Source organism: Bradyrhizobium sp. 482_C4_N1_8 (assembly GCF_052075965.1).
GTDB classification, from domain to species: Bacteria; Pseudomonadota; Alphaproteobacteria; order Rhizobiales; family Xanthobacteraceae; genus Bradyrhizobium; species Bradyrhizobium barranii.
Window position 1 is genome coordinate 6704542 of the sequence record NZ_CP197231.1, and the last position, 15467, is coordinate 6720008.

The following is a 15467-nucleotide window of genomic DNA, read 5'->3' on the forward strand; positions in this document are numbered from 1 at the left end:
AAATTGACCGGGACTTTGCCCGTCAGGGCCGCTTTGCGGCCAAAACCAGATCGGCGGCGCGATCACCGGACCGCACCGATCCCTCGATGGTTGCAGGCAATCCCGTAGCAGTCCAGTCGCCGGCAAGAAACAGGTTTTTCAGCGCAGTGGCCGGCCCCGGACGCAGGGCATTCTGGGCCGGCGTCGCCGCAAATGTGGCACGGCGCTCGCGCACGATCTGCCAGGGGGGCAGCTCGCCGGACACCCCGCCCGCCTTGCAGACGTCGTTCCAGATCGCCTGCGCGAGTTCCTCGCGCGGCATGTCGACCAGGCGGTCGCCATTGCTGATGGTCACGGACAGCCGGTTCGGGAACGCGAACAGCCATTCCACGACGCCGCCGATCACGCCGAGGATCGGCGCCGAACCGGGCGGCGGTTCAAAGCGGAAATGCGCGTTCACGATGGCGCGGAATTCGGTCGGCGTCTTCAGCCTGGGCAGCAGGCTCGCGGCGGCGCGCGGCGGCACTGCCATCACGACGACATCGCCCTCACCGAGCTGGATCACATCCTCGCCGCCGAAATTCAGCGCGCTAGCCTTGCCGTCACCGGTCGTAAACGAACGCAGCTCATGGCCGAGCTGAACGGTGTGGCCGCGCTCCTGCAAGAACTTCACGGCAGGCTCGATCAGCACGGCGCTCAAGCCGTCGCGCGCAATCAGCGGCCGGCACGCCTGTCCGCCAGCAAGCAGCGTCTCGCGCACGATCGCGCCGGCAAGCCCGGCCGAGCCCTCTGGCGGATCGACGTTGAGCGCCGCAAGCAGCAGCGGCTGCACCAAGCGCTGATAGAGGATGCCTTCGCAGGGAATGGACTTGCCGACCAGCGTCTCCTCCGACGCCCAGATCAGCGGCGCCAGCTTGAGATAATCGCTGAGCCCGGTGTCGGGAACGCGGCGGCTCTCGTCGAGCACCCAGGTCGGCAGCCGGCCATCGCCGAGATCGATCTGCCAGCGCTGCCCGGTCTTGATGTCGACGAACGGAAACTGCGCGCGTTCGGGGCCGACGAGGCCCGCCTCGGTGCCGATCGAGCGGGCATAGGCGCGCGCATGGCTGTTGCCCGACAGCAGCAGATGATTGCCGTTGTCGATGGTGAGATTGGTGGCGCCGTCGAAATAGGAGCGGCAGCGGCCGCCGGCCTGGTGCGTCGCCTCGTGGACGGCGACCTTGAAGCCCGCATTGGCGAGCCGCACGGCGGCGGAGAGGCCGGAAATTCCAGCACCGATGATATGAGCTGTCTTTTGCATCAGATGAAAGCGTAACGGAGCAGGATCAGGATGCGCGTGACCTTCGACACACGCACCGGCTCGCGCGGCGCGTTGAAGCCGCGCGCGATCAGGAGATCCAAGATGGAATGATAATACTTCGACATGATCCGCGGCGCGCGCACGGCGCGGCGCTTGTTGCGGTTCATGATCTCGTCAGACTTCTCGAAATGCGCCTTCGCACGCTGCGTCAGCGACTGGCAGACCTTCGGCAGCGCGCGCTCGGTGATCACGCGGTTCGGGTCGTTGGAGGTGATGCCGGCATGCAGCAGCGCCTCGCGCGGCAGATAGAGCCGGCCGAGGCCAGCGTCCTCGTCGATGTCGCGCAGGATGTTGGTGAGCTGGAGCGCGCGGCCGAGATGGTAGGCGAGCTGGATGCCGTCTTCCTCGGGCAGGCCGAACACCCGTACCGACAGCCGCCCCACGGCGCTGGCGACGCGATCGCAGTAGAGATCGAGCGTCGCCATGTCGGGCGCACGGATGTCCTGCGGCACGTCCATCTCCATGCCGTCGACGATCGCAAGGAAATCCTCGCGCTTGAGGCCGAAGGTCTTCACCGAGGCGACGTAGTCCTTCAGCCGCGGCGGCGGATGGCCCTGATAGAGCGCGTCGATGTCGTTGCGCCACTCCTGAAGCGCGGCGAGCCGCTCGTCGCGCGGGCCGTCGGAGTCGGCGATGTCGTCGACCTGTCGGCAGAAGCTGTAGATCTGGAACATCGCTTCGCGCTGGTCATGCGGCAGGATGCGCATCGCAGCGTAGAAGGAGCTGTTCGATGCGGTCGAGCCGTAATTGGCGCTGGGCGAGGTCGCCTCAAGCGTCATGTGCAGTCCCCGGTCTGGAAATGGCCTTGCGTCCGATCGCGCGGCGGCCGACTTCGCCGATCATGCCGGCGAGGCTGAAAGTGAGAAGCTCGAACTTGTTCAGATGCACGCGCTCGCGCAGGGGATCGCGCACCTTCAACAGACGCACGATACGATCGGCATAGGCCTGGATCACCGCAACATCGACGCCGAGGCGGAAATCCCGGATCTCCGCGCTCAGCGATCTGCCCTCGTCGAGCAGGGCTGCGTTACGCACGGCGAGCGCCTGAAGGCAGGCCAGCATCGCCGGCGGCGACTGCGTCAGCCCCAACTGCTCGACCGAGGCGCCACTCGCGGCCAGCGCGTCGCGCGGCAGATAGACACGATTGAGCTCGCGAAAATCCTTGCCGCAATCCTGGAGGTGGTTGTTGATCTGGAGCGCCGCACAGAGCGCGTCCGAGGCCGCCCATGTCGACGTGCTCTCGCCGTGGACGTCGAGCATGAAACGGCCGACCGGCATCGCCGAGTAGCGGCAATAGTGGATGACCTCGTCCCAGTTCTCGTAGCGCAGCTTGGTGACGTCCATGCGGAACGCGATGAGCACGTCGAGCGCGTGGCGCGGCGCCATGCCTCGCTCGGCCAGCGCCCGCCGCAGAATGACGGCTTCGGCCTGGGTGTCGCCCTCGCCGAGCAGTTCCGCCTCGAGCAGGTCGAGATAAGCGAGTTTCTGGTCGGGAGGCAGCGTCGCGTGATCCGCGATGTCGTCGGCGGTGCGGACGAAATTGTAGTACGCCAGGATCAGCGCGCGATGGCGCGGATGAATGATCCAGGACGCGACGGGAAAATTCTCGTCGCGGTCACCCTTGCCGGATCGCAATTCGCTCGCAGAGGTCATCGAGGGCTGGTTTACAATCGTTTGGACAGGAAGGGCTTTTTCGCTCGCGCGGGCTTATGCCGGCGATGCCGCCGCGGCCCCCATATAGGGGAATACGGCCGCAAAACCAATCCTGTCTCTCGATGGCTGCCCTTCCGGATCCGGCCCGAAAAGGCGGCCCCCGGGCCGCCCTTGTGGGCCAGTGGCCGAGCTTACTGGTTGTGGGTCTTCAGGACCTGGTCGCAGGCCTGCGAGATCTTGGCCCGGTTCTCCTTGAGGCAGGCCAGGATGGTGAAATCGCCCTGGTCGATGACCGGACGGCAGAACTTCTGCACATCGCGCGTGCAGGCCTTCTGTTCCGCGTCTGTGCCACGTCCTGCCTGGGCGAATGCCGCCGTCGAAAGGGATGCCAACAGTAGGGTGAGAGCGACGAGAAGCTTACGCATTGTATTCCTTCATTCTGACGGCAGAACCGCACCGATCCCGGACAGGGCGAACGACCGGAACGGATTGTTCTGATGGCAAGTCGCCGCGGAACGTGCGGCCTCGGAGAAGGCACAAGCACTGGCAAATGCGGCCAAATTGGCGCCACAGCCACCAAATCGGGTCTTCCCTCGCTCTTCATTGGCAGATGTAACAGATTGATACTACGTCATAATTCTGGCACACTGCGTTTTGATGCGTACCTGTTGCAGAGCTGCATCTCTCCGCCCTGCTTTTCCCGCGAGAAACACAGCGAAACAGAGAGAATCGCGCAGCCTGACCTGGCGCGACGGCGTCGTGAACCGCCGTCCCTGGCTGTCAGGCTTTGAACCAGACACAGGCTCGGAACACTAAACTTTCGATGTGGCGAGACGTTCATCCTAAGCGAACGTCGCTCGAAAACGGGATATTCAAAATGCAATTCATTGGGCGATCTGGACAGGCAATCAAGGCGGCCGGCATCGGGGCTGCGCTGCTCTTCTCAGTCTCGGCAAGCCATGCTCAGTCGTCCGGACCGTTTGCAGGTTTCGACGGTGCGTGGAGCGGCACCGGCACGGTGTCGCTGTCCGATGGTAGCACCGAGCGCATCCGCTGCAAGGCCGACTACAAGGTCGCCGGCACCGGTCTCAGCCTCAAGCAGGCCCTTCACTGCGCGTCCGACAGCTACAAGTTCGACCTCACCAGCGACGTGACGAGCCAGGGCGAGCGAATCTCCGGCAACTGGAGCGAGACCAACCGCAACATCTTCGGCAATCTCCAGGGCACCGCCGGCGGAGGCCAGATCGAGGTGTTCGTCGAGGCCAACGGCTTCGCCGCCAACCTGTCGCTGCGCACCAACGGCACCAAGCAGACGGTGCAGATCAGCTCGAAGGGCGAGATCCGCGGCGTCAACATCACGATGACGAAGGGCTGACACCCTTCCCGCTTCGAGAGGAACACGCCCCCGGTTCTCGCGAGCCGGGGGCTTTTTGCTGACATTGTTACGGACATGGACCCAATTCGCAGACATCTGCTCAAGGCCGCCGGGCTCTTCGTAACCAGCCGCGCCTTCGCCAATGACCAGCAGGGTACTCGTCGGTAAAACCGCGTCACGTGCTCTGCTTCCTCGGCAAGGACGAGAGCCTGCTGCACCCGCCGAAGGCGGTGGCCAAGACAATCGCGGATTTCAACTTCGAGATCGACCGCACCTATTCGCAGGCCAAGCCCGATCCGCACATGGAGTGGTCGTTCGGCGTGTGCTGGGACCGCGTCTTCCCGAAAGCCTGGTCTGCCGCGGACGAAGCGGCCGTGGTCAACCACAAAGCGGTGCTTTATTTGCTGAGCCCGCCGCTAGAGCAGCAGAAAGCAGTCGCCTTTTCGGCGGCGGCCTTGCGCATCGTCGAGGAGATGATCGAAGCCGGCGCCACCGCCGTGAAGGGCGAAAGCGCCGGCGTTGCCCACGGCCTCGAGCGGTGGCGCAGTCTCGGCGATCAGGCACGCAAGGGCGCAAAGACCAGTCAGGACCTTGGCATGACCCTCGCCGTCGCCAAGGCGTGTCGTCTTGCTTTCGCCAAGCGTCCGCTCGGCGGCGATCGCTATTACGAGACCGTCGGCTATCACCTCGTCGGCTTGCCGGAGATCTATGTCGCGAAATCGCGCGGCAACGAATGGTCGGCGGTGCTGCTCATGGAGGAGCTTGCCAACGCCATGGCCGAGCGCGGCATCGAAGCGACGCTACGCGATCGCAAGCTTACGCTCTCGCGGGAGCAGGACTACGCCGAGGACGATTTCAAGTTCAATCCGTACGGGATCGTCCGGGTCGAGGCGTGAGCAAGGGGCGGCGTATGCCGCCGCCCGCTCAGATCGCCGGCTTGTCGGGGCCCTGAAGCTTGGCGTGCAGGTTGATCAGCCACATCGCCGTCGGCCGCAGGATGAAGAGGTCGGCGACGAGGGCCATCACCATCGAGAAGGCGCTGAGCCAGCCGAACAGCCGCAGCGACGGCAGGTCGGAGAACACGGTGACGACGAGACCGCAGGCCAGCACCAGCGTGGTCAGGATCAACGCCGGGCCGACCAGCACCGTCGCGCGCTCCACCGCGAGCGCCGAACCGACGCCCGGCTTGCTCTCCAGCCTGAGGCGATTGAGGAAGTGGATCGTCGCGCTCAAGCCCAGGCCGAACGAAACGGTCAGCGCCACGACACTGGCAAATTGCAGCCCCTCGCCCATCGCCCACAGCACCGTTCCCGACATCACCACCGGGAAGATGCCCGGCAGGATACAGGCGAACATCACGACCCAGGAGCGGAAGGCAAGGCCGATGAAGATCGCGACGAGCGCGAATTCGACAGTGAGCCCGCGGTTGAGCTTCTCGATCATGCCGGCCGAGTTGCGCGCGGCAATCGCGGCAAGACCCGTTACCGCGATCTCGTAGCCGGGATGCTTCTTGCGGACGGCGTCAAGTTCGGAATCGAGCTTGTCGACGATCGGTAGCAGCTGGCTGGAATCCTTGTCCGGCACGCGGCCTGCGACCACGACGGCGTCCTGCTCGGCGTCGATGAAGCGCCGGACCAGATGCTCGGGGATGACGTTGACATATTCCTTCAGCGTCGCGACGTCGGCGCTGCCGGCCTTGTCCGCGAGCCAGCGACGCAGGGTCTCGAGCGACCAGACGTTGCCGACACCGGCGGCTTTCTCGACGGTCGCATGCACGTCCGCGATGGTCTGGAGCGTCTCCGGCGAGTAGAGCGTCTCACCCTTGGGGAACTGGACCAGCACGTTGACCGGATTGGCACCGGTGAGCTTGGCATCGAGCCGGTCGCTGGCGGCGACGGCCTGGCGCTTGTCCGGCACCTGGTCGGCGAGCCGGTAGCGCGGCTCCAGATTGGCGTAGATGACGCCGAGGCCCGCGACGAACAACACCGCAATCAGGCTGAACAGGCCGGGACGACCCACCATGCGGACCGCGATCCAGTAGCAGAAATTGCGCAGCGCCTGCACGCCGGCATCCGCGCTCTGGAACTTGGAAGCAAAGACTTTCTCGTTGCGCACCAACAGCACGCCGAACACCGGCACCAGCGACAACACCGCGACCAGCGCGATGATGGTGGCGGCGAGGCCCGCCTCGCCGAACTTGCGGATCAGGTCGGAGTCGGAGAACTGGAGCGCGATGAAGGAAATGCCGGCGGTGCCGTGCGTCAGCACGCAGGCCGGGCCCACCACCAGCACCGCGTTCTTGAACGCGGTGAACTTGTCCTGGCCCGCGATCAGCCGGTCGCGCGCGGCGAAGGTGAGCTGCATCGAGTCGGAGAAGCTGATGACCATGATGAGCGGCGTCATCACGTTCAGGAACATGTTGAGATTGAAATTGGCCCAGCCGAGCGCACCGAGCGCCAGCAGGATCGCAATCATCGGCGGGAACGCCGCCGCGACCATGAACGAGATCTTGCGGAAGAAGATGATGGCGATAACGCAGCCGGCGAGGATGCCGAGGATGTTGTAGGTCAGCCCGTCACGCTCGACCGCGTTGCGGATCTCGAGCTGCATCACCGGCACGCCGGAGAGCTGCACGTTGAGGCCGGTATTGCCGAGGTCTTCCTTCATCAGCGCACGGATGTCGCCGACGGTCTTGGTCAGCTTGTTGGAGGCGACCACCTCCGGATCGAGCGACAGCACGATCAGCGCCAGCGTGCCGTCGTCCGACAACAGCTTGCCGCGGATGATCTCGTTGTTCTTGACGGTCTCGACGAACTTGTCATAGGCCGCGCCCTCGGGCAGTTCGGGCGGGAACAGCGCCGCCGGCAGCCTGCCCGGCGCCGGCGCCTGCCGCGCCGAGAACAGCGAGACCAGGCCACGCGTGCCTTCGACCAGCTGCATGTCGGTGACGAAGTCGCGCAGCTTCTCGAGGTTATTCCGCGCCAGGAGGGTCTTGCCCTCGACCACGACGAGGACGTCGAATTCCTCGGCCGGGAACTTCTTTGTCACCGCTTCATACTGGCGGAATTCCGGCGTGTTGGACCGGAACAGCTGGGACAGCGAATCGTCGATCTTGATCCGGTGAATGCCGAACACGGCACCGACGATCAGGGCGAGCAGAACGATGCAGGAGACGATCGGCGCCCGGACGGCGATCAGCCCGATGCGCTCGAGCCCGAAGGCGATCGAGGACGTCGGTCCCTGCTCGACCTTGTCGACATGAACCTCATTCTCGCGGTGCTTTTCGAGCATGCCTTGTCCAGTTCCTAATCGGCTCGGGTCTGTGAGCTTATTGCGTCCCGCGAACGGCTTGAAAATGCCATACAGATGGGAGGCTTGCCCTTTGAAAATGCGCGGAAAATCGCCGCGAGGGGTTTAGCAGGTCCAAACGCCCTCTCGCAAGCGCGCGCAAGCGCACAAATTGGATCAACATGCGGCGATTTCGACCCTTGATACCGGTCATTCCGGCCGGATCGTCCCGATTCGAGCGGGAGGATCGCCGCTCTCGTCTTTCAGCGCCACGCCGGTGGCCTCCCGCGCCAGCCCCTCGCGAACAAGCCAAGCGATTTTGAAGGCGGCCTCGTCATGGCTCAACCCGGCCTTGTGGACGTTCGAGACGCAATTGCGCTCGGCATCGGTGCGGCCCGGCTTCGGTGCGAAGGTCAGATAGGCGCCGAGGCTGTCGGGCGCGGACAGGCCCGGCCGCTCGCCGATCAGCGTCACCACCATGCGCGCACCGAGAATGGCGCCGATCTCGTCGCCGAGCGCGACGCGCGCGCCTGAGGCGACAACGACATGTCCAATCGCGACGTCGTCGCCTTCCGCGAGCAGCGGCAGCAGGTGAGACACCAACGCCACCGCATGGGCGTGGACCGCCGCCGCCGACAGGCCGTCGCCGATCACGACCGCGAGCTGGCACAGCTCCGAGGCATGTCGTGCCAACAATTCGACCGAGCCGGCATCGAGCTGTCGTCCCAAATCCGGCCGCCGCAAATAATCCCTGCGGTCGACCGCCTGGCTCCGCGCCTCGGTGACGATAAGGCCAAGCGCGCGGAGATCTGCGACCAGACGCGGCGTGTCAAACACTGCATGCACGGCATCGCGGGCGCGGGCATGATCCAGCGTGAAATCGAGCAAGGCCCTTGTGGGCACGCTCGCGCCGCTGCGGCCGAGCGCGACGCGCGCAGGCGTCAGCGACCGCAGATCGAGGGTCGGGCGGCGCGGGACGGCCGGATCAGACATGTCGCGTCATTCGGCGGGAACGGAGGCCTCGCGCAGGCGGATCGAATAGTTCGAGGCGTTTTGCCTGCCGCTGGAGGCCGCGCGCGCAAAGGTGATGAGATGGTGCGCGATCAAGGTGCAGCCGATCAGTCCCTCGAGGTCGCCGCGCTTGATGCGCCCGAGCGCAAACTTCCAGAACACGCGCCTGTAGTCGCCGAGCACACCGACCTTCCAGAAGATGTTGCGCAGCATCACGAGCCCACGCCGGATGTTGGGCCAGGTCTTCATCTCGTCCGGCGTCGGCATCTTCAGGCGGTGCACATAGACGTTGTCGCATTGATACTGGAAGCGCGCGTAGACCCTCTCGGGCTCGTAGGCGACGCCCATGGCGTGCTTCCAGGATGCGACGACCTCGTCATAGGGCAACAGGAAGTCGACGTTGGAATCGCGGCCGTCATCCTCGATCAGGCGTCCCTCGCGCTCCAGACGGTCCCACAGCGGCGTCTTCGGCAGCGCCTGGAGCAGGTTGATCGTGAGCAGCGGAATCCGGGACTCCTCGACGAAGGCCAGCAGCGCCTCCGACGTGTTCGGCTTGTCGGTGTCGAGCCCCATGATGATGCCGGACACGACCTCCATGCCGTAGGAGTTGATCGTTTGCACGCCCTCGAGGATCGGGACCATCATGTTGTGGTCCTTGTGCATCGCCTTCAGGGCGTCGGGATCGGGCGTCTCGATGCCGCAGAAGATGGTGATGAAATAGGCCTCGCGCATCTTCTCGAGGATCTCGGGCCGCTTGGCGATGTTGAGCGTCGCCTCGCAGGCGAGCCGCACCACATAGCCGGTCCGCTTCTGCCATTCGATCAGATGCGGCAGCAGGTCCATCGCCGCCTTGCGGTTGCCGATGAAATTGTCGTCGACGAAATAGACCGTGTCGGTCATCCCGCATTCGCGCAGGCGGTCGAGCTCGGCGATGATCTGCTCGGGCGACTTGAGGCGCGGATTGCGGCCGTAGAGGCCGGGGATGTCGCAGAACTCGCACTGATAGGGACAGCCGCTGGAATACTGGATGCTGCCGAGAAAGTATTTCTTCACGTCGGCAAGTTCGTAGGCCGGGATCGGAAACTCCGTCATCGGCACGCGGTCCTTGGTGGTGAGCACCACCTGCTCCCCGGGACGCGACGCGTCGCGCGCCAAAATCTCGATCAGCCGATTGGTGGCGTCGCCGAGTTCGCCGACATGAAGATAGTCGAAGGACGGATAATAGTCCGGGCAGGCGCTGACGGAGGGACCGCCGAGCGCGACCGGCAGATCGAACTCATGGGCGCGGCGGCAGATGTCGTTCATCTGCTGGCGCTGGATGTGCATGCCGCTGACGAAGACCGCCTCCGCCCAGGCGAACTCTTCGTTGGTCGCGCGACGGAGATTCTCGTCGACGAACTTGACCTCCCACTCCTCGGGCAGATAGGCCGCGAGCAGCAAAAGCCCCTGCGGGGGCATGAAGGCACAGACGCCGTCGGTCAATGGATAGGAATGCTCGAACGTCCCGAACGACGAAGTGTACCGCGGAAACACGCACAGAATCCGCCGGGCCGTACCGTTACTTTCAGCTCGCATCAAAGCTCCCCCGCCACGGTCGACATAGCTGCGGAAATTGCCAGCCAGACACATAGCGTAATGCTGTCGCCGGAATTTCTCAATATTGTGGCAGGACCATAATTCCGAGAGGGACCAATGGTTTCCTCAAGCCGCCGGACGCTCCCGCCGCGTCACGCGATCAGCCGTGAGGCAAAATCGGGCAGCAGGCCTGCGTCGCCGGCAAGACGGAAATCGGCGCCCGCGATCCCCGACTGCACCAACCAGTCGTCGAATTCCGGCGCGCGGCGCAGGCCGAAGACGTCGCGGACATAGAGCGCGTCGTGAAAAGACGTCGACTGGTAGTTCAGCATGACGTCGTCGGCCCCGGGGACACCCATGATGAAGGTGACGCCGGCGGCCGCCAGCAGCGTCAGCAGATTGTCCATGTCGTCCTGGTCCGCCTCGGCATGGTTGGTGTAGCAGATGTCGATCCCGAGCGGCAGGCCGAGCAGCTTGCCGCAAAAATGATCCTCCAGCCCGGCACGGATGATTTCCTTGCCGTCGTAGAGATATTCCGGGCCGATGAAGCCGACCACGCTGTTGACCAGCAACGGCGCAAAGGCGCGGGCGACCGCATAGGCCCGCGCCTCGCAGGTCTGCTGGTCGACGCCGTGATGGGCGCCCGCCGACAGCGCCGAGCCCTGGCCGGTCTCGAAATACATCACGTTCTCGCCGACCGTGCCGCGCTTCTGCGACAGGCCGGCCTGCTGCGCCTCCTTCAGGAGCGCGAGGTCGACGCCAAAGCTGCGGTTGGCGGCCTCGGTGCCGGCGACCGACTGGAAGACGAGATCGACCGGCACGCCCTGCCCGATCAGCGACAGCGTCGTCGTGACATGGGTCAGCACGCAGGCTTGCGTCGGGATCTTCAGCCGCGCGATGATCTCGTCCAGCAGCCGCAGCAATTGCCCGATGACCGCGGGATCGTCGCTGGCCGGATTGATGCCGATGCAGGCATCGCCGGCCCCTAACAGGATGCCGTCGAGGATCGAGGCGGTGATGCCCCTGGCGTCGTCGAAGGGATGGTTGGGCTGCAGCCGCGTGCTCATCCGCCCCTTCAGGCCAATGGTGTTGCGAAAGGCGGTGGTGACCTCGCATTTCCGCGCCGCCAGGATCAAATCCTGGTTGCGCATCAGCTTTGAGACCGCGGCCGCCATTTCCGGGGTGATGCCGTCCGCCAGCCTGCGCAAAACCTCGGATGTCGCCGCATCCGACAGCAGCCAGTCGCGAAAGGCGCCGACCGTCAGCGAAGCCACCGGCGCGAATGCCCTGGCATCGTGGCTGTCGATGACGAGGCGGGTGACCTCGTCGGCTTCGTACGGGATGACCGCTTCCTGCAAGAACTGGCCGAGCGGGACGTCGGCGAGCGCCATCCGCGCCGCGATCATCTGCGCGGCGCTTGCGGCGGCAATCCCGGCCAGCCGGTCGCCGGAGCGCGGCGGCGTCGCCTTGGCGAGCAGGTCGCGCAGGTCCGGAAATGTGTAGGTCGTGGCGTCGATGGTGTGGCGGTAGACCAAAGGCCCCTCCGGGGTTCATCGGCCAGTGGCCGACATCAGCGCGATCCCAAACTATACCCAGATCAAGACACTGAAATATCTTACCTTTCTTTTGACTAAGGACGAAGGGGCCGGGCCACGGCGTTAAGACGGCGTCCATCTTCATTCTGCATAGTTTTGCATCAATTTTATACGACCGCGCTCTCCGGCCACTGCCGGCCATTGGGGCCTCTGAAAAGCATGACAACCGACCGTTCTGGGAATGCCACGGGGGTGGCAGGCCGTTTCACGCTTGCGATCAAGCTCTACGCGATCTTCGCGCTGTTCGCGCTGCTCACGGCGGCGATCGCGATGCTGTCCGACTACAACAGCCGCCGCAGCGCCGAGTTGACGAGCGCGATCGAGACGGCGAACGCCGCAGCACTCAATGTCGAGCGGGTCAACTCGCTGGTCTACGCGGTCGTGATGGAATCGCGCGGCGTCTACATGTCGACCGAACCGGCCGTCGTGAAGAAATACGGCGAAGGCCTGCTCAAGTTCAACGCCCAGATCCTCGATGTCGTGAAGCGCTGGGAGACCATCGTCAAAGCCGACGATGCCGAGCAGTTTGCCACGTTCAAGAGGCGCATCGAGCAGTTCGTCGAGTTCCGCAAGGAGCTGGTGCGCCGCGGCGTCGAGATCAATGCGGCCGCGGGCCGCGAATGGGGCGACAACGACGCCAATCGCGCCGTGCGCTCGGCGCTGAACAAGGATCTCGAGGCGCTGTCCAAGGTCTATGCCGAGCGCGCCAGGCAGATCGCGCACGAGACCGAGACCAATCGCACCCTCTCCTTCGTGCTGACCTGCCTCGGCGGCGTGGCGCTGGCCCTCGTCGTGATCGGCATCGTCATCATCGCCCGCTCGATAGCCCGTCCCCTCTCCGCCATCACCGCGACCATCGAGCAGGTCGCGGACGGCGCCGAGAATGTCGTGGTGCCGCACTCTGACCGCGCCGACGAGATCGGCGCGCTGGCACGCGCCATCCAGATCTTCCAGGACGCGATGGGCCGCAACCGCAATCTCGCCTCGCAGGTCTCGCAGGACTCCGCCGCGCGCGAGCAGCGCGCCCGCCACATCGAGCAATCCGTCGAGGCGTTTGGCGAGGCGATCGGCGCGATCATGCGCGGCCTCAGCGACAACGCCTCCGTCATGCGCGAGACGGCACAGACCATCACCCGCGTCACGGCGGATGCCAGCAGCCGCGCCGGCACCGCGGCGAACGCCACCGAGCAGGCCTCGCACAACGTCACGGCGGTGGCAGGCGCAGCCGAGGAGCTGTCCGCGTCGGTGGTGGAGATCGGCCGCCAGGTCCGGCAGTCCGCAGGCGCGGTCGAGCAGACCGGTCAGCGCACCGAGAAGTCGATCTCCGAGATCGAAAGCCTCGCGGCCGCCACCCAGCGCATCGACGGCGTGCTCAACCTGATCCAGGCGATCGCCGAGCAGACCAATCTGCTCGCGCTCAACGCCACCATCGAAGCCGCGCGCGCCGGTGACGCCGGCCGCGGCTTTGCCGTCGTCGCGCACGAAGTGAAGGCGCTGGCGGGTCAGACCGCCAAGGCGACCGCCGAGATCGGCGAGAACGTCTCGATGATCCAGGCGTCCACCCGCAACGCGGTCGATGCCGTGCGCGAGATCGGCGGCGCCGTGCGCGAGATCAGCGACGTCACCTCGGCAATCGCCGGCGCCATCGGCCAGCAGGACACCGCCACGCGCGAGATCTCGTCCAACGCCCAATCGGCCGCGCAGGGCAACGAGACCCTGGTCGCCAACATCACCTCGCTGCGCGACGCCATCGGCGAGACCGACACGGCGGCAGCCTCCGTGCTGACGGCGGCGAGCAGCCTCACGGAGACGGCGGACACGCTGTCGCGGGAGGTGGAGACGTTTTTCCAGAACCTGCGATCGGGCTCCGCGGACAGCCGCGTCGCCAAGGCGGGGTAAGAGCGCGCACACCCGCGGCGGGCTCACGCTCTCACAAAAAACGCGAAAACAACCCTATGCACAGTAGCCGGGGATAACGATATCAATGGCTTGACCGCCCCACTCGACGCCTTGCGGATTTTACGAATCCTATTTGACTCGTCGGGCAAAACACCGGCATGATGTCATCATCGCGATGGCACGCCAGTCCCCGCTCCGGCATTGGCAGCCTGCCATCGAACGCAGGGATCAGCGTTCTGAATTCGATTGATCGACGAATATTCGAACGCGGCCGACATCCTCGACTTCACGATAGCGGCTTAACTCCATCCGGAGCTCGGGATCCGAATTGGCCCAGGCCAGCCAATCGAACGGGAACGAGCTCAGCAGAGAGGTATCAACGAGAATGACGTTGGGGCGCCCGTTTCGCACGTCCGCCAGCAATTGCTGCCGCTCGAACTCGATGATGCTGTCCAATCTTGCTCGCTCACCTTCGCTTGGTTGCGAGCTGTTCTCGCGCAGCATCGCGCCGGCGGCCAGCAGCTGCGCACAAGAGCTGCCCACCCAAACTCCGTCGATCTGGCGGACGAGCGGATGCCCGAGGCCGATGTGATCGGTAATCGTCAGCAGCCGCGGGTGCTTCACATATGCCTGGACGCGCGCCTGCAGCGGCGGAAATCCCGGGGCTGGTGATGACAAATAGAGCCCGATGGCGACGACGGTCGCAAGGCCGCCGATCACAACAGGCGCCCGCAACGTCTTGGTGCCAACCTGCAGCAACGGTGCGGTAATCGCAAACAGACAGAGCGCGAAGGCCGTGTATGGCCATCCCTTGCCTTGAAGCAGGAAACTCGCGGCGCCGCCGACCGATGCGGCAAGCCAAGGGATTGCGGCGCTCCCCATCTTGAGGTTTTGAGGACCGCTCAGACGCAAGAACCCAAGAGAAGCGCCGATCACGGCGATCGGAATAGGAAGCAGGGCACTTAGCTCCCGTCTGATCGGCAAATAGGCTTCGGCGACCATCGGGGCATAGGTGGAGAGATAAGCGGGGAAGACGGCAACAACCACCGCCCCGTAGCTGATTACGACAATCGCGGCCGTCCATGCTTCAGGGGTGAACAAGGGCCTGAAGGACCGCTGGCGGAGGGCGCTCAGAATGATCGGGAGGCCGGCCACCAGGGCAAAGAACGGCTTGATGCTCATGGCCAGCCCCGCCCCTACGCCAGCGAGGATCGCGACCCGTCCGGGATCGAGCCCGCGCCAGCGCAGCGCGGTGATGGCGACAAAAGGGGTCAGCGCGATGACAGCGATGTGTTCACGCTGTCCGAAGATGGTGCCCGGAAGAATTGCGAGCAGAAACGCAAACGACCAGGTTGAAAGACTCCTCTCCCGAGCGCCCAGCTTCGCGGCCGCAGCCGCGCGATCGATCACAAAAAGCGCGCCTGATATCTCGGCGATCACCAGGACGATCACGATGAACTCGGGTGCAATGCCGGTCATTCGCCCGAGCATCGCCGCCGGCATGTACATGTAGACCGACAGAGGCGGATTGGACTCGAAGAGGTCGACCCCAAACTTTCGGCCGTCCAGGATTTTTTCGTTGACGGTCAGAAGCCAGCCCACATCCGCGTTGAGAACGACAGGTATTTGGACGAGCAGGGCCGTCAGCAGGATCGCGATCACGACAAACTGCCGCTGATGCGTGCCGAAGTCGGTTCCTAGCAGGGCCAGGGCGCTCTCCCTGGAAGGAGGC

12 protein-coding genes are annotated in these 15467 nt (G+C 64.7%); 3 read left to right on the top strand and 9 right to left on the bottom strand.

The features are described 5' to 3' along the window. Positions 1–22: 22 nt before the first annotated feature. From hpnE to AB7Z56_RS31895, 4 genes are all read right to left on the bottom strand, one after another. Positions 23–1279, bottom strand: a complete 1257-nt coding sequence (gene hpnE / locus AB7Z56_RS31880) for a hydroxysqualene dehydroxylase HpnE (protein WP_063984636.1) — start codon at positions 1277–1279, stop codon at positions 23–25. Next, positions 1279–2118 (bottom strand): presqualene diphosphate synthase HpnD, encoded by an 840-nt coding sequence (gene hpnD, locus AB7Z56_RS31885; RefSeq protein ID WP_063984637.1) that lies wholly within the window; start codon positions 2116–2118, stop codon positions 1279–1281. Before hpnD ends, hpnE begins: the two co-directional genes overlap by 1 nt. Beyond that, positions 2108–2992 (bottom strand): squalene synthase HpnC, encoded by an 885-nt coding sequence (gene hpnC / locus AB7Z56_RS31890; protein ID WP_063984638.1) that lies wholly within the window; start codon positions 2990–2992, stop codon positions 2108–2110. Before hpnC ends, hpnD begins: the two co-directional genes overlap by 11 nt. 191 nt (positions 2993–3183) lie before the next feature. Next, positions 3184–3417: a hypothetical protein gene (locus tag AB7Z56_RS31895; protein WP_063984639.1), complete on the bottom strand. Its 234-nt coding sequence runs from the start codon at positions 3415–3417 to the stop codon at positions 3184–3186. Between the two features lie 452 nt (positions 3418–3869). Here AB7Z56_RS31895 and AB7Z56_RS31900 point away from each other — a divergent pair, with 452 nt between their 5' ends. Both AB7Z56_RS31900 and AB7Z56_RS31905 read left to right on the top strand, forming a co-directional pair. After that, positions 3870–4367, top strand: a complete 498-nt coding sequence (locus AB7Z56_RS31900) for a hypothetical protein (RefSeq protein ID WP_063984640.1) — start codon at positions 3870–3872, stop codon at positions 4365–4367. Between the two features lie 179 nt (positions 4368–4546). Beyond that, positions 4547–5263: a hypothetical protein gene (locus AB7Z56_RS31905; protein WP_441256723.1), complete on the top strand. Its 717-nt coding sequence runs from the start codon at positions 4547–4549 to the stop codon at positions 5261–5263. A 28-nt stretch (positions 5264–5291) separates the two neighbouring features. Here the strand turns inward: AB7Z56_RS31905 and AB7Z56_RS31910 are convergent, their stop codons facing one another. The 4 genes from AB7Z56_RS31910 to AB7Z56_RS31925 form a co-directional block, all read right to left on the bottom strand. Next, a complete protein-coding gene (locus AB7Z56_RS31910; protein WP_063984642.1) occupies positions 5292–7658 on the bottom strand; it encodes an efflux RND transporter permease subunit in 2367 nt (788 codons plus the stop codon). 207 nt (positions 7659–7865) lie between these two features. Further along, entirely contained in the window at positions 7866–8648 is a 783-nt protein-coding gene (gene eutC, locus AB7Z56_RS31915) for an ethanolamine ammonia-lyase subunit EutC (RefSeq protein ID WP_063984643.1), read from the bottom strand. A 6-nt stretch (positions 8649–8654) separates the two neighbouring features. Continuing rightward, the gene (locus AB7Z56_RS31920) at positions 8655–10241 is read right to left on the bottom strand and encodes a B12-binding domain-containing radical SAM protein (RefSeq protein WP_063984644.1); all 1587 of its coding nucleotides are present in this window, start codon (positions 10239–10241) and stop codon (positions 8655–8657) included. Positions 10242–10393: 152 nt separating this feature from the next. Beyond that, the gene (locus tag AB7Z56_RS31925; RefSeq protein ID WP_441256724.1) at positions 10394–11776 is read right to left on the bottom strand and encodes an ethanolamine ammonia-lyase subunit EutB; all 1383 of its coding nucleotides are present in this window, start codon (positions 11774–11776) and stop codon (positions 10394–10396) included. A gap of 219 nt (positions 11777–11995) precedes the next feature. On the opposite strand from AB7Z56_RS31925, the gene AB7Z56_RS31930 reads away from it, so the two are divergent. Then, on the top strand, positions 11996–13735 hold the full coding sequence (locus tag AB7Z56_RS31930; protein ID WP_063984646.1) for a methyl-accepting chemotaxis protein: 1740 nt from the start codon (positions 11996–11998) through the stop codon (positions 13733–13735). Between the two features lie 228 nt (positions 13736–13963). Here AB7Z56_RS31930 and AB7Z56_RS31935 read toward each other — a convergent pair whose 3' ends face one another. After that, positions 13964–15397 carry a hypothetical protein gene (locus AB7Z56_RS31935; RefSeq protein ID WP_231144420.1) on the bottom strand — a complete coding sequence of 478 codons (1434 nt, stop codon included), beginning with the start codon at positions 15395–15397 and terminating at the stop codon, positions 13964–13966. Positions 15398–15467 lie beyond the last annotated feature (70 nt).